At 38.3% G+C, this 14,923-nt stretch carries 7 protein-coding genes and 6 pseudogenes; 8 read left to right on the forward strand and 5 right to left on the reverse strand.

What is annotated here, in order from left to right:
• Positions 1 to 90: 90 nt before the first annotated feature.
• The 4 genes and pseudogenes from HSISS2_RS02090 to HSISS2_RS02105 form a co-directional block, all read left to right on the forward strand.
• On the forward strand, positions 91 to 819 hold the full coding sequence (locus HSISS2_RS02090) for a hypothetical protein (protein WP_240472041.1): 729 nt from the start codon (positions 91 to 93) through the stop codon (positions 817 to 819).
• 193 nt (positions 820 to 1,012) lie between these two features.
• Positions 1,013 to 1,532: pseudogene (locus HSISS2_RS02095) on the forward strand (RDD family protein).
• 123 nt (positions 1,533 to 1,655) lie between these two features.
• Complete coding sequence (locus HSISS2_RS02100; RefSeq protein WP_021145137.1) at positions 1,656 to 2,576, forward strand: multidrug resistance efflux transporter family protein; 921 nt, start codon at positions 1,656 to 1,658, stop codon at positions 2,574 to 2,576.
• A gap of 285 nt (positions 2,577 to 2,861) precedes the next feature.
• Positions 2,862 to 6,481: pseudogene (locus HSISS2_RS02105) on the forward strand (GH32 C-terminal domain-containing protein); the annotation flags it as partial.
• A gap of 346 nt (positions 6,482 to 6,827) precedes the next feature.
• On the opposite strand, the pseudogene sdaAA reads toward HSISS2_RS02105, so the two are convergent.
• From sdaAA to HSISS2_RS02135, 5 genes and pseudogenes are all read right to left on the reverse strand, one after another.
• Positions 6,828 to 7,696, reverse strand: a pseudogene (gene sdaAA, locus HSISS2_RS10645) (L-serine ammonia-lyase, iron-sulfur-dependent, subunit alpha).
• 12 nt (positions 7,697 to 7,708) lie between these two features.
• Positions 7,709 to 8,384: pseudogene (sdaAB, locus tag HSISS2_RS02120) on the reverse strand (L-serine ammonia-lyase, iron-sulfur-dependent subunit beta).
• Between the two features lie 86 nt (positions 8,385 to 8,470).
• A complete protein-coding gene (locus HSISS2_RS02125) occupies positions 8,471 to 9,205 on the reverse strand; it encodes an ABC transporter permease (RefSeq protein WP_021145144.1) in 735 nt (244 codons plus the stop codon).
• A 1-nt stretch (position 9,206) separates the two neighbouring features.
• A complete protein-coding gene (locus HSISS2_RS02130) occupies positions 9,207 to 9,950 on the reverse strand; it encodes an ABC transporter permease (RefSeq protein WP_021145145.1) in 744 nt (247 codons plus the stop codon).
• 1 nt (position 9,951) lies between these two features.
• Positions 9,952 to 10,860, reverse strand: coding sequence for an ABC transporter ATP-binding protein (locus tag HSISS2_RS02135; RefSeq protein WP_021145146.1), 909 nt, complete (start codon positions 10,858 to 10,860; stop codon positions 9,952 to 9,954).
• A 252-nt stretch (positions 10,861 to 11,112) separates the two neighbouring features.
• Between HSISS2_RS02135 and HSISS2_RS02140 the strand changes: the two are divergent.
• From HSISS2_RS02140 to uvrC, 4 genes and pseudogenes are all read left to right on the forward strand, one after another.
• A pseudogene (locus HSISS2_RS02140) lies at positions 11,113 to 11,810 on the forward strand (response regulator transcription factor).
• Positions 11,811 to 11,826: 16 nt separating this feature from the next.
• Positions 11,827 to 13,205: pseudogene (locus HSISS2_RS02145) on the forward strand (HAMP domain-containing sensor histidine kinase).
• Between the two features lie 194 nt (positions 13,206 to 13,399).
• The gene (locus HSISS2_RS02150; protein ID WP_021145149.1) at positions 13,400 to 14,095 is read left to right on the forward strand and encodes a YjjG family noncanonical pyrimidine nucleotidase; all 696 of its coding nucleotides are present in this window, start codon (positions 13,400 to 13,402) and stop codon (positions 14,093 to 14,095) included.
• A 58-nt stretch (positions 14,096 to 14,153) separates the two neighbouring features.
• On the forward strand, positions 14,154 to 14,923 hold a 770-nt coding region (gene uvrC, locus HSISS2_RS02155), incomplete at its 3' end, for an excinuclease ABC subunit UvrC (RefSeq protein ID WP_042767177.1).

Below are 14,923 nucleotides of genomic sequence, written 5' to 3' on the forward strand. Positions count from 1 at the left end.
AGGAAAAATTTGCACAGGAAAATTATCAGGATGCTCTAAAAAAAGAAAAAATATAGAGGGACCTTTAAGTCGTATGTTTGGTTAGTGATTTTGACAATCTTATTTATAATGGGTCCCAATTGGTTGATTGTTGCTTTAAATAATTATTTATTTTATCATGCTAATCCTAAAGATTTAACAGTAGGCCTATCCGAGGTTAATTTTCTTCCCTACTGGGTGTTTTGGATGGGGTTGGCAATATGGCTTTTACTGATTATATTAGGAAAGCGATTCAACCAACAGTTCATTTTGATCTATAGAGGTCAGTTTCATTTTATGGTTTCTTTTATAATATGGCTGCTAATTGAACTTAATCTTTTCTTGATGAATTTACTTTATGGTCTTGTTGGCTATGTGGGAATGTTTGTTTTTGAAGGACTAATTCTTTTCACAATCATTTATATGATACGTGATAAGTCTACCTCATTGCTAAATTTATTATACGGTGGTACTGAAATAGAGAGTCCGACCGATAGAGTGTTTAATAGAGTATTTAGGTTCATTGTCAAGTATGGTGGAATAGTCGTAGCACTCTGGATAATTTTTCGTACGATATTTTCGGATTCAATAAGAAATGCAGATAGTCTGATTGGAGGATTAAGCGTTCTATTTTTATTCCTAGTGTGCAATATACTAATTGCTGCCTTTGAAATTTATTTCATGTTTCCCTATATGTTGCAAGCCTACTACAAATGGAAATATCCTGAAGAATACCGTGACTGGGAAGGCAAGTCAGCAGAAAAATGGTATGGGAAGAAGCATAAGGGCAAGTTTAAGTGAAAACTTAACCCAAGGAAGTCATTATAATGGCCTCCTTTTTTATTGCTCCAAATACTGTACAATAGAGCAATAATAGGTGTCTACAGTCATGAAACAATCTCAATTTGCGAGGGTGCTAGCCAGCAGATTTTCTTTTCAAATATTATTTAGAATATTAAAAATGTTATAATAGGAGATGAGAAAGGGGGAGTCGATGATGAAAATTATAGCAATCAATCCTATTTCGTTTAAAAAAAGAATGATTGAATTTCTATTCGATTATCTTTTTATTATAGCTTATTTAGCTCTTCTGTTTTTAGGTTCTATGCTTATATACATTATTTTTTTAATGGCGTCCCAGAGTTTACAGAAATTCAGTCGCAGTGGCTTGTATTTTTCACCTCTGTTTTGCCAATCATGCTCCTTTTCACATTCTTGGATTATGCAAAAAATGGGAGTTTTGGGAAGACAAAAGCAGGACTTCAACTGGTCTACCAGAAAAAACAGTTCAGGCTAGCTTGATCAGAAATACCATTAAATTTTTACCTTGGCAACTCGGTCATATGGGCACGATTCATGGTTTCTATAGTAATTTTGATGTATTGTCCATTATCCTCTCTATTTCGGCGACTCTCCTCGCAGTTTCCTTACTGGCAATGACGATGTTTAGAAAAGATAAGAGGCATCTTGGCGACCTGCTAGCCCATACGCAAGTGCAACTAAAAGGTGAATAAAATATAGATTGTTTACTTGGTCCATAAGTAAAAATTGAAACGAAACTAAGGAAGTCATCATAATGACCTCCTTTTTCTATTGCTTCAATTACTGTATAATAGAATCTACAGGAGTTTACAATTATGAAACAATCTCAATTTGCGAGGGCGATTTGGTATGGTATTCTTGGTGCTCTCTTTTTTGCTTTTACTTTTATTTTCAACCGTAGTATGAACCTTTCAGGTGGGTCCTGGATGTGGAGTGCTAGTCTACGCTATTTGTTTAGCTTGCCTATGCTGGCTGTTTTGGCCTGGCGTAAGGGTGAGCTGGTAGGTGTTCTGTCTGCCATTAAGAAAGCACCCCTGACTTGGTTGATTTGGAGTACGGTTGGTTTTGGGCTTTTCTATGGGCCACTGTCTCTAGCCTCCATTTATGGTGAGTCCTGGTTTGTGGCAGCCACTTGGCAGATTACCATTCTAGCTGGTCTGCTCTTGACACCTCTCTTTGGTCAGAGGGTACCTGGTAAGCAACTGCTTATGACATTGGTTATCCTTTTAGGTATTATTCTCATCCAGATTCCTTACTTTGGTAGTGGTCTTGGTAGCGGTGTGGTTCGTGCCAGTCTCTTGATTTTACTGGCTGCTTTTGCCTATCCTTTGGGCAATCGTAAGATGATGGTCCACTGTAAAGAGGATCAGCTTTCAACGACGCAGCGCGTGTTTGGGATGACCTTGATGAGTACGCCTTTTTGGGTGATCTTATCAGTTTTTGCTGTAACGGATTCTGGACTTCCATCAGGGGGACAGATTTTACAATCTTTAATTGTAGCTGTCTTTTCTGGAGTTGTCGCAACCTTGCTTTTCTTCGAGGCGACTAATCTGGTTAAGCATAACCATAAGCAACTGGCAGTAGTTGAGGCTACTCAGGCTGGTGAAGTTCTCTTTACCCTCTTGGGTGGTTGCCTCTTCCTCGGAGATAGTCTACCTAGCCTTTTGGGATTCCTTGGGATTGCTATTGTAACCATTGGTATTATTGGAAATAGCCTGCTAACAGGCTCAGATTAAGCATAAGTATGAGACTTTCGAATGGAAAATTCGGAAGTTTTTTATTTATATGAAAAATATTACAGAAAAAGATGGTATTTTCAGATTATAGTGATATAATGATATTAAAAGTAAGCGTTTACCGTTTTAATGTAAACCCCTAAAGATATTTCCGGAAACTTTGATAGGCTTATTAATAAAGGCGAATGTATTGACTTTGAATTTTCATGAAAACTGAGTTAACATTTAATGTTGCTCTAAAGAAGGAGAAGAGTCATGAATGATACTGTTTGTAAAAATTGGTTTATGCGCAAAAGTGGGAAGACTTGGGTCTACGGCTGTGCCTTGGTAAGTTTTGCAGGTTTGGCCCTGGCTGGTCCTGTCTATGCGGACCAAGTGGAACAGGCAACTGTGAGCCAAGTATCTCAAGAAGTGGTAGCTCAAACTGACCATCAAGTTACCCTCAAGCAGAGCTTGCTCCTAGCACGACCAAGGAAGTCCCCCAAGTGGTAGAGCCTAGCCCGTCCCTTGTTTCCGAATCTGCTAAAACAGCTCAAGAGAATCCTACTCAGCCTAGCCCTGACCAGTCAAAAGAAGTACAAACACAGGCTAGTGAGGCTGAGAAAGTGACTAACCAAGCGCAAGAAGCCGATTTGAATCAGACCAGTCAAGAACAATCTCCAGTTGTAACGAATAGCACCAGTCCTGTTCATGTGACAGCAGAAAAAACGGATTTGCCTAATAATGAAGCGGTTACCAATCTAGAAGGGATGACCGCAGACCAAAATGGCCACTGGGAAATGCAGGCTGATGGTATTCATTCAGAAGCCAAAGACAAGGGAGACTCTTTCCTTTATTCTCAATCCGAGGGCAAGAATTTTATCTATTCAACGGATGTAACCTTCAAGGAAGCTGGTGGTGCAGCTGCCCTCATTTTCCGTGGTAACAATGATAGTAGCGATAAAAATATGTACGGGGTCAACGTAGACTCTGGTAACCATAAGGTTAAGTTTTGGCGTTGGGTCAATAATCATGATATTCAACTTGTAGACGAAAAAGATGTAACACCGACTGCCGATGAAACCTACAATCTTAGAGTAGTTGCGGCTAATCAGTGGCTTTCTTACTATGTCAATGATGTGCTTGTCGCAAGTACAGGTGATGCTGTCCTTCAAAAAAGTGACAAGGGTCAACCTCAAGTCCTTCCAGAAGGGTACTTTGGACTTCTTAATTGGAATGCCAATGTCATTTTCAAAAACACCCGCTATGTTAATCTTGATGATGCCAGTCTTCCTTTGATTGACAATCTTGTGGTGACCTCAAAGACAGGTTCTGTTGAAAAACAAGCCCAATTCTTCTCTGAAGAACCACTCCATATCCAATATGTGGGACACAATGCTGAGACAGTAGGCTTTGACATCACTAAGCATAATCCCAATGCTGTTATCAAGGTAGAGGATGCCAAGGGAAATGTCTACACAGATATTTCACAATTGCCAGTGGCTGTAGGTGCTAATTACTTTATTATTGAAAGTAGTGTGACCGATTCGCTTGGTCGTCCTGTGACCTTGACTTATCGTGTTAATATCCACCGTAGACAAAGTGATGATGTGTATTACAACGAGCTTTATCGTAATCAGTATCATTATTCTGTCAAGGATGGCTGGGCTAATGACCCTAATGGCTTGGTCTTCTACAAGGGACGTTACCATCTCTTCTATCAATTTTACGATGATACCAAATGGGGTCCAATGCACTGGGCCCATGCGACAAGCCGAGACTTGCTACATTGGGATGAAGAGCCGATAGCCTTCTATCCAGATGCAACAGGTCACATGTTCTCAGGCTCTGTCGTGGTTGATAGTACCAATAGCTCAGGCCTCTTCAAATCTCCGGAAGGTGGCCTAGTAGCTATTATCACTTCAAATGGTAATGGGCAACGGATTAAGATTGCCTATAGTGAGGACGAGGGTAGAACTTGGCAAAAATATGACAAGGTAGTTGCCGACTGGTCTCAGGACCCCCTTCAAAACCAAGATTTCCGTGACCCTAAGGTCTTCCGCTGGGATAACCAATGGTTTATGGTCCTTGCTGGTGGTCCACTCCGCATTTATTCTTCACAAGACTTGAAGAACTGGCAAGTTGAAACAACCTACAAGGATTTGCATACGGAATGTCCTGACCTTTATCCGATTGTAGCCAATGATGGTGCACTCAAGTGGGTCCTCTCACGTGGCGGTCGTTCTTACAAGGTTGGTGATTTTAAACAAGTGGATGGCAAGTGGGCCTTTGTAGCTGATGATGTTTACCAAGACCATGACGAAATCATGAATTTTGGTAAGGATTCCTATGCTGCTATGACTTATTATGTTCATGATTTTGGAACAGCTGACCATCCCAACATCCCACAATTGACTGAAATCAACTGGATGAACACTTGGGAAGATTATTGTAATCTGGTTGCAGATACTGTAGGTCAAAAATTTAATGGTACCTTTAACCTTAACCTTGACCTTGGTTTGGTTAAATCAGGCGACCGTTACCTCTTGACCCAAACCCCTGTTAAGGCCTACGAAAGCCTTCGTGACACAGAAAATGCCCAGTATTTTGAAAATGTCACAGTGGCTTCTGACAATGAATTGCTTAAAGATTTCAAAGGCGATACTTATGAAGTGGTTTCTCACTTTGTACCAGGTAAGGACACGACAGCAGTTGGATTTAATCTTCGCGTTGGTGATGGTCAAGCTACTAAGGTCATTTACGATTTAACTAAGGAAACTTTGTCTATTGACCGTAGCCAATCTGGTACTATCCTTTCTGATGCTTTTGCTAAGGTTAATAGTCAACAAGTGACTCGCAATGAAGATGGTTCTATTGATTTGCATCTTTATGTGGACCGTGCGAGTGTAGAAGTCTTTGCTAAGGGAAATACGGTAGCTGGTGCTAATCAGATTTTCCCAAGCCCAAGAGCCGTTGGAGCAAGTGTCTTGGTTGAAGGTGGTCCAGCCAAAGCAAATATTGCTATCTACCCAATTAAGAGTACTTGGACTGACAAGAAGGAAGTTACAAAGGCTGTTGCTATGAACACCACAGTTGCAGGTGATTTGACCCTCGAAGTTGGTCAAAGTAAGGATTTGCAGGTTTACCTCGCACCCGCTTCTGAAGAGCAAGATGTGACATGGACGGTCAGTGATCCAAGTTTGGTGTCATATACTGAACATGACAATAAACTTTCTCTCAAAGCTCTTCATAAAGGTCATCTCACTGTTACAGCAACCTCAGTTGAAAATCCTTCATTGAGTAAGACCTTTAAGATTGCCATCACTCTCAATAATTTTGCGACCAACCTTAAAGGCTTGAAAGCTGTCACTGGTAATTGGTATATTGATGACGATACCCTTTACGACAGCAATGTCAGTGCCAATGACTTCTTCATGGCCTATGAAAGTAATGGCTTCAAGCAATTTGACTATGATATCGATGTCAAATACCAACATGGTTTGGTCAACCTTTTTGTAGCTGCGGAACGTGAAGAACCAGGTCGTGCCTACTCTGTCCAATTTGCTGACAACGATACTGTACGTCTCTTCCGTTTTGGTGCTGAAACCATCGCTGAAGCTCATCTGGATAAAGCAATCAATGATGGTCAGTACCACCACGTCAAGGTTGAAAAGGGCAAGGACACCATGACAGTCTATGTCGATGGTAAGGAAGTGCTCCATCATCAATTTGATGCCGTGGATAATTACTTCAATCAAGCCCATGTAGGTGTCGGTCTTTGGGATGGAGCAGTAGAATTCAAAAACTTCTTCGTTACTGAAAAAATGACAAACACAAGCAGTGACACCACTGACGAACCGATCAAACCTGATCCTCAACCACAACCTAGTCCAGAACCAAGTCCGGAAAATAAACTAGATGAACCTGAGCATCAACCTGAGGTTGCTCCAGAGCCTGAACCAACTGGACAAAATAATAGCCATGACAATACAAGTACAGTACCAAATCCATCTCAGGATAATACTGGTAAGGAAGAAGAAAGTAAGACTCCAGTGGAAACACCTAAGACTATTGCTCCAATAGTTGACAATCTCCTAAAAACATTTAACAAATTTAGTCTATCAACCTTCCTTGCAAGTATTGCCAAAGAAACATGGCACTTTTTGACAAAATGGTTATTCAACTAAGATCAAAACGTTGAAAAGGCTGTATAAGAAGAAAAAACTTAGAAGCATTCATACTTCTAAGTTTTTTTGTGATTATTCTAAAAAATCAACCAAAGATTTCTTTTGCTAGTGCTTTTCCTTTTGGAGTTGCTGCTAAGCCACCTTCAGCAGTTTCACGGAAGGCAGTTGGCATGGCTGAACCGACCTGATACATAGCGTCAACTACCTGGTCGACTGGAATGGCAGATGTGATACCTGCCAAGGCCATATCGGCAGCTACTAGGGCAAAGCTTGCTCCCATAGCATTACGTTTGACACAAGGAACTTCGACCAATCCGGCTACAGGGTCGCAAATGAGTCCCAACATATTCTTAAGGACAAAGCAAATGGCTTGACTGGCTTGGAATGGTGTGCCGCCAGCAGCCATTGTAATAGCCGCCGCAGCCATAGCAGAGGCAGAGCCAACTTCGGCTTGGCAGCCCCCTTCTGCACCAGAAATAGAGGCGTTATTAGCGATAACGAGCCCAAATGCTCCAGCCGTGAAGAGAAAATCCAGTTGCTGCGACTCGCTCAAGCCTAGTTTTTCGATAGCAACTGTGAGAACAGCTGGCAAACAACCTGCTGAACCAGCCGTTGGAGTAGCACAAACTAGCCCCATCTTAGCGTTAGATTCATTGACGGCCATGGCATTGCGGGCAGCTCCAAGAACTGCTGAATCAGCCAAGGTCTTTCCTTTTTGATGTAGGCATCCAGTTTGGCAGCGTCCCCTCCAGTTAAGCCTGTCGGTGATTTCTCTGGGGACAAACCAGCCTGAACAGAATCTTTCATCACTTCGAGATTTCGAGTCATAAGAGATAGGATTTCAGAACGGTCACGTCCAGATAGTTCGATTTCTGTGGCAATCATGAGTTCAGCGATATTACCTTGGTAATCACGGTCAGCTTGTTGAACTAATTCTTCAATAGTGTAAAACATGGAAGCCTCCTCTTAGCTGAAAAAGTTTACGTTGTGTAAATGTGGAATTCTTGCAATCTCAGTGACAGCCTCATCACACTGGTGAGAGTCAATTTCGATAATCATGATGGCTTTCTCACCTGCATTTTCCCGAGTAACAGTCACAGTCATATGAGCGATATTGATACCGTAGCGAGACAGAATATCAGTTACAAGGGCAATCATTCCTGGCACATCTTGGTGAACAATGATGAGTGTAGGTGTATTCATCTTCAGATTGACCGCAAAACCATTGAGCTCAGTCACTTGGATATTCCCTCCACCGATGGAAACACCAGTGGCAGAGATAGTTTTTAGCATTTTTTAGAGTAATACGAGTGGTGTTAGGATGCGGTGCATTGCTATCTTTGTTGATTTTCCAGTAGACCTTAATACCTTTTTCGTGTGCAATATCAAGCGCATGCGGAATATCGGAGTCATCAGTTTCCATACCTAAAATACCAGCCACAAGAGCCATATCTGTCCCATGCCCCCGATAGGTTTTTGCAAAGGAATTAAAAAGTTGAAATTCTACTTCAGTGGGTGTATCACCAAAGATGGCCGAAACAATTTTTCCGATACGAACAGCTCCTGCAGTATGGCTTGAGGAAGGGCCTACCATGACAGGACCGATGATGTCAAAAACGGATTGAAATTTTAAATTTTTCATAGCATGCCTCGTCTGATTAATCTTGTATTCCCAGTATACCATGAATTAGTGATATTAGGTCCCTAAGTAAAATTGTATTTTAAACATTATTTATTTTTCTTCAAAGCTGCCACTGTTAATTTATAGAAAAGTAAACTATATAGACTATTAACAACTAGAAAAATCGTCAAATCTATTAAGGACATATCTGTTAAAGAACGACTGCGTAGGGCAATCATTGGTTGAGAATAAGGGAAAAACTTTGTAAGATTCTCGTTAATAAAAATCAGCACAAAGTTTAACATGCTACCAATTGTAGCAACTCCAACAGCTTTACTAAAATTACGAGTCTTTGCGATTACGAAGGATTGAAGCGTCATTATCGGAAAAGAGGCCACCACTGATAACAGAAGCCATTTAATATGAACTGCTAAACTGAGGTCAAACGAAATCCCGTCAACTTTGGCAGCTACAACAAAAATAAGTATTAAAAAAAGTTGGACGGAAAGAATCAGAAAGAAGCCACTTAATAGTTTTCCAAAGTACAATTTATCCATTGAAACTTGATTAGCTTTTAACATCTCAATGTTTTTTCTCTCAAATTCTGGCATCAGTAACTGTCCCACAATAATGGCTAACATAGGAGGATAGAGAAGTGTACTGTTATAAAATGTTAATTGTCCCCATAAAACAAGGGATTGTGTCTTATCAATTAAGACAGCCCTATTAGCAAAATAAATTCCTAAACCGATAAAGCTAGAAAAAATCAAAAATGCCATTCCAATCATGAACAATTGTAATTTGCGAGTCTTTTTCCACTCAGCAAAAACATAAGCTCTCATTTCAACTTCCTCTCTTTCTCAAAAGAATATTAGCTAAACCGTATAACATCAAACAATAAATCATAAAGAATACTAGTTTCCAAGGTAACTGTTGATCCAAGAGGTAGGTATATGCCCCATCCCCAAGAAAGTGATACTTATAAGGTGCTAAACTGCCTGCTCCGGTCAACGGATTAAGCAAACTAGCAAAACCATAACTTCTTGGATTTAAGATGATTCCTAAAAAACCTCCTAACAATCCTAAAGCCAGTAATACGCCTTGTTTTTCTAGAACCATTGCTAATGTTAAATAGATAGAAACTAGAGCGAAAATAGATAGTAATTGTCCTAAAAATTGAACTCCTACAATGTCCATAGGAATTGAGATACCAGATTGTTTTCCAAAGCAACAGATAGCTACAATTTCTGCAAAAGACATGACAAAGAAGAAGACCATTGTAAATAAAAATTTATGTCTAAAAATAGTCATCAAACCTAAGCCATTTGTAGCTTGTAATTTAAAGGTCTGTCCTTCACGTTCATTACCCACAATTCGACTCACAAATACAGAAACAGCAATAGGAAGCATGAGAAGGTTCACATTCTGATTACTAAATAAAGTTCTGACATTTTTTAACTCTGGATGCGAAAAAGAAGACATAAATGTTACAATATTCCACAATGTCGCTACAATCATCAAAAGAGTAACAATTGAAAAAGATTTTGTTCGTCTACTTTTTAACCATTCAATGTACACACCTTTCATCTTATACCTCCTTTGTTAGTTCCAGAAAAATATCTTCTAATGTCTCACTTTCTCTAGTGACACGAAAAATTCTAAAGCCAAGGTCTGTTATATAGGTGATAATATCCGCAAGACGATCGTTACTCATATCGTCTAATTTAACCTCCCTCGCCGATGCTTCCCGTACTCTGACTGAACCGAAATCAACTAAGTGTTGAACAATATTATTTTGCGAAAAATCGCCACCAATCTCAATCCAAGTATTTGATTTGATCTCTCGAATCTCTCCTTCATAAACTAAACAACCATGATTTATAATACCAACCCGATCAGCAATTTGTTCTATCTCTGATAAGATGTGGCTGGAGATAAAGACTGTTAAGCCTTCTTCTTTTGCTAATTTAACAATCAACTCACGAATTTCATGAATCCCTGCTGGATCAAGACCATTAGTCGGTTCATCTAATAATAAAATTTGGGGCTTTTTAACTAAAGCAAAAGCTAAGGCTAAACGTTGCTTCATCCCTAGGGAATAGGCTTTCACTAATTTCTTACGATTTTTGTCCTCTGCCAATCCAACTAATTTCAAAGTTGGCCAAATATTGTCCTCATCAAAACCTACCATTTTTTGAAATACTAATAAGTTTTCATATCCCGTTAAATTTGGATAATAAGATGGTTCCTCAATCATCGATCCAATTTGATTTAAGTAATCTTTATTCTCTTTGATATTTTGACCATTGACTAAAATCTCTCCTAAAGTAGGCTCCACTAAAGATAAGATCATTTTCATCGTAGTTGTTTTCCCTGCGCCGTTGGGACCTAAGAAACCATAGATTTCCCCTTCTCTGACTGTCAGTTTCTTAAGATCCACTGTAGTAGTGTCTTTATAGACCTTTCTAAGATTTTTCAATTCAATAATATTATTCATCTCATTATTTACCTTGTAATCCTTTTAGCCAGGATTGCTCCTTTCTTTATAATGTAATTCTACTTTATCATCCTAAAGATAACATTAAGATAGAACAGGATATTTTCTATACTTTTGAATTAATAAAGTTGAAGTAACTTTCATTGGTTTTTATTAGATTACTATGAGTATCTATATAGACTTTATCTGTCTCATCGTCTATATAGATAACTCTATGGTATAATTAAAACAAATTTTATGGGAGGTGCATATATGAATTTCGAAGCGCAGCTATTAAACAAACGGATATTAATAGTAGACGATGATGTTTCACTTAGTAAATCAATTAAAGAAGTTTTGGTGAGCAGGGGATTTAAGAATATTAGTAATGCTTACAGTATTAGCGAAGGAATAGATATTTTTTCTATTTCTAAAATAGATCTCATTATCCTAGACGTAATGTTGCCTGATGGAGAAGGCTATCTACTTGCTCAGTACATCAGAGAAACTTCTGATATACCAATTTTATTTTTAACAGCCAAAAATAATCCAGATGATGAAGTTAAAGGATTAGATTCAGGTGGTGATGACTTTGTCACAAAACCATTTCTTCCTAAAACTTTAATCTATCGTATAATTGCTTTACTGAGGAGAGCATATAAAGGAGAATCAGAATTAATAACTTTAACTTCTTGTATCATTGATTTAAATAATGCTAGTGTAAAAAAGAGGAACAGCATTTATCACTAACTCCAACTGAAATACAGATTATAAGAAAACTATATACCAATAAAAACTATATTGTGTCAACAGAAGCAATCTGCGATACTATTTGGGGAATAGATAGTTTCGGATATGAAAAATCCTTAATGGTACATATTCGTAATATAAGAGAGAAGATAGAATTATCCCCATCAAAACCACATCATCTCATTACAGTCAAAGGGCTGGGTTATAAGTTAGTTATCTGAATTTACGGAGTCCTCTATGAATATTTTCAAAAAAGGTATATTAAAATTTATTCTCGCCTTTCTTACCATAATGTTAATCGATTTTGTTCTATTAGTAGCTACAACCAACTTTATCCTTAGGCAACAATCTCCTATAGATATCATACAAGGTGTATCTTCGAACATCACCCCATCAAATGGAACATATAAAGTTAATCAAACTGCAAAAAAACTGATTAAAAAGCACAACTTATGGGTTATGATTCTTGATCAAAAAAGTGGAAATGAAAAGTTTAATATCAAAAAACCTAAAAATATAAAAACACAATTTGATTATGCCGATGTCATTAAGTTTTCACGTTATTATTTAGATGACTATCCAATATTCACTCAAATAAAAAAGAACAAAAAGATATTTATATAATTGCATTTCCAAAAGAAAGTATCTTTAGATATGGAAATAATTACTTTGATCTAAAGAGAATTCAAATTTTTCCGATTTTAATTTTAGTTATCATATTTGTTAACTGCCTATTTTACCTATTCCTATACCTTTATAGTGTTACTTTCTTAAATCGCAACATCCAGCCAATTATTAACGCAATAGGTAAATTACCTGTCGGTTTAAACAAACAGGTAAACTCTGTTCAAGAATTAGATAGATTAACTTCAGCGGTTAACTCTGCTAACAAAAAACTACGTAAAAATGAAGAATTCAAAGAGAATTGGATTTCTGGAATTGCTCATGATATAAAAACACCACTAGCAGTCATCGTATCTAATACCTCTTTAGCTATTGAAAAGACAAATGATGAAAATCTTCTCAAGCATCTAAAACCGACCTTAATTGAGAGTAATTACATCCAAAACTTATTAAACGACCTCAATATTTTTGCACGATTAACGAATGGTAATTTAAAATTAAATTTAGAGCTTGTCGAAATTGTTCCTTTTTTTAAGGAAATTATTATTCAAATTATTAATCAAGAAATTTGGGACGAATTTAATTTTGAATTCACTCATGATTCCAACCTATTAGGAAAAACGATGTACGTCGAAAAAGCACTTATCTCTCGAGTTATCCATAACTTAATTTATAACTCAGTTCTTCATAATCAATCAGGCTGTAAAATTAGTATAATTATTGGCACTCTTACAAATAATAACTTTACAATAATTATTCGAGATGATGGAATTGGAGTTTCACCTGAACGACTGAAAAATATTAGTAATCAAAATATTGAAGGGTTTAACTTTGATATATCTGGCGTTAGAAGAAGTGGTATGGGGTTAAAAATTTCTCAACAAATCATTAATTTACATAAAGGACAATTTGTCATCACAAGTCAGCAGGGAAAATACTTTCAAACCACTATCACACTTCCAATTCAAAACATAGCTACTTTACAAGAGTAAAATAAAAAATATCCTATTTTAAGGTTTCTTTAAGCTTTAATAGATATAATGATAGTCTATTAAGTAAGCAATACTTATTTTTCATAAATCAGAGAGGACGGCCTGCGGGTCGCCCTTTTGTGTTTCTTTCTTTATATGTAGCTGGATTGTGGTAAAATAGAGCCTAAAGATTTTCCAGTTAGAAAGGATATACCATGACCTACACCCATTTACTTTTCGACCTTGACCACACCCTCCTAGATTTTGACCGTGCTGAAGATTTGGCTTTGACCTACCTTCTTGAAGAGGCTGGGGTGGCTTCACGAGATCTTAAAGTTTACAAGGATCACTATATTCCCATGAACCGTTCCATGTGGGAAGATCTTAATCATGGTTTAATCACTAAGCCTGAGTTGCTTCGCACGCGCTTTTCGCGTCTTTTTGACCATTTTGGACAGGAGGTTGATGGTAGTCACTTAGCAGGCCGTTACCAACATTTCTTGAGTCAACAGGGGCAGGAGTTGCCTCAGGCCCATGCTTTCTTATCAAACGTTAAAGACCGTGGCCACAAGATTTATGCAGCGACTAACGGTGTTAGCTATATTCAACGTGGTCGTCTGCAGGCTTCGAGTATTTTACCTTTCTTCGACGATGTTTTCATCTCTGATGAGGTGGGTGCCCATAAACCGTCTACAGACTTTTTTGATAAAATTGCCAATCAGGTCCATGATTTTCACCCAAGCTCAGCTCTCATGATTGGTGATAGTCTAACTGCTGATATCCAGGGTGGTAATAATGCGGGTATTGATAGTGTCTGGTTCAATCCAAGTAACCTAGTCAATGAGACTCCAGCTGTTCCAACCTATCAAGTCAAAAGTTATGAGGAAATCCTGAAGATTTTGTCCAAGTAAAGCTATGATAGCCATGATTCCGAAGAGCTTTTTAGCTCTTTTTTGCTACAATGAAAGCATGAATGATCTGATTAAACATAAGTTGGAACTGCTCCCAAGCAACCCGGGGTGCTATCTCCACAAGGACAAATTCGGCAATATTATTTATGTCGGTAAGGCTAAAAATCTCAAAAATCGTGTGCGTAGCTATTTTCGTGGAAGCCATGATACCAAGACAGAACTTCTGGTATCTGAGATTGCAGACTTTGAATTTATCGTAACCGAGTCTAATATTGAGGCCCTGCTTTTGGAAATTAACCTCATCCAAGAGAATATGCCCAAATTCAACATTCGCCTTAAGGACGACAAGTCTTACCCTTTTATCAAGATTACTAAGGAACTCTATCCAAGGCTCTTGATTACTCGTCAGGTTAAGAAGGATGGAGGTCTCTATTTTGGTCCTTACCCAGACTCTGGTGCAGCTAATGAAATTAAGAAGCTTTTGGACCGTATTTTCCCCTTTAAGAAATGTAAAAATCCCGCCAACAAGGTCTGTTTCTATTACCATATTGGTCAATGTAATGCCCACACCATCTGTCACACTACTGAGGACTATTGGCAAGGTTTGGTTGAGGATGTCAAGAATTTCCTAAACGGTCATGATGATAAAATCGTTAACCAACTCAAGGCCAAGATGAAGGACATGTCTGATCAGATGGAGTTTGAGCGGGCAGCGGAGTATCGAGATCTGATTGAGGCAGTGTCGACGCTGAGGACCAAACAAAGGGTTATCCGTCAAGATATGCAGGACCGTGATATTTTCGGTTACTACGTGGACAAGGGCTGGAT

It is taken from the genome of Streptococcus sp. HSISS2, from assembly GCF_000448665.1.
GTDB lineage: Bacteria > Bacillota > Bacilli > Lactobacillales > Streptococcaceae > Streptococcus > Streptococcus raffinosi.

Bases quoted from the DNA above. Each gene is read 5' to 3' on its own strand.
- HSISS2_RS02100 (WP_021145137.1), top strand. From the start codon at position 1,656: ATGAAACAATCTCAATTTGCGAGGGCGATTTGGTATGGTATTCTTGGT.
- HSISS2_RS02125 (WP_021145144.1), bottom strand. From the start codon at position 9,205: ATGAGAGCTTATGTTTTTGCTGAGTGGAAAAAGACTCGCAAATTACAA.
- HSISS2_RS02130 (WP_021145145.1), bottom strand. From the start codon at position 9,950: ATGAAAGGTGTGTACATTGAATGGTTAAAAAGTAGACGAACAAAATCT.
- HSISS2_RS02135 (WP_021145146.1), bottom strand. From the start codon at position 10,860: ATGAATAATATTATTGAATTGAAAAATCTTAGAAAGGTCTATAAAGAC.
- HSISS2_RS02150 (WP_021145149.1), top strand. From the start codon at position 13,400: ATGACCTACACCCATTTACTTTTCGACCTTGACCACACCCTCCTAGAT.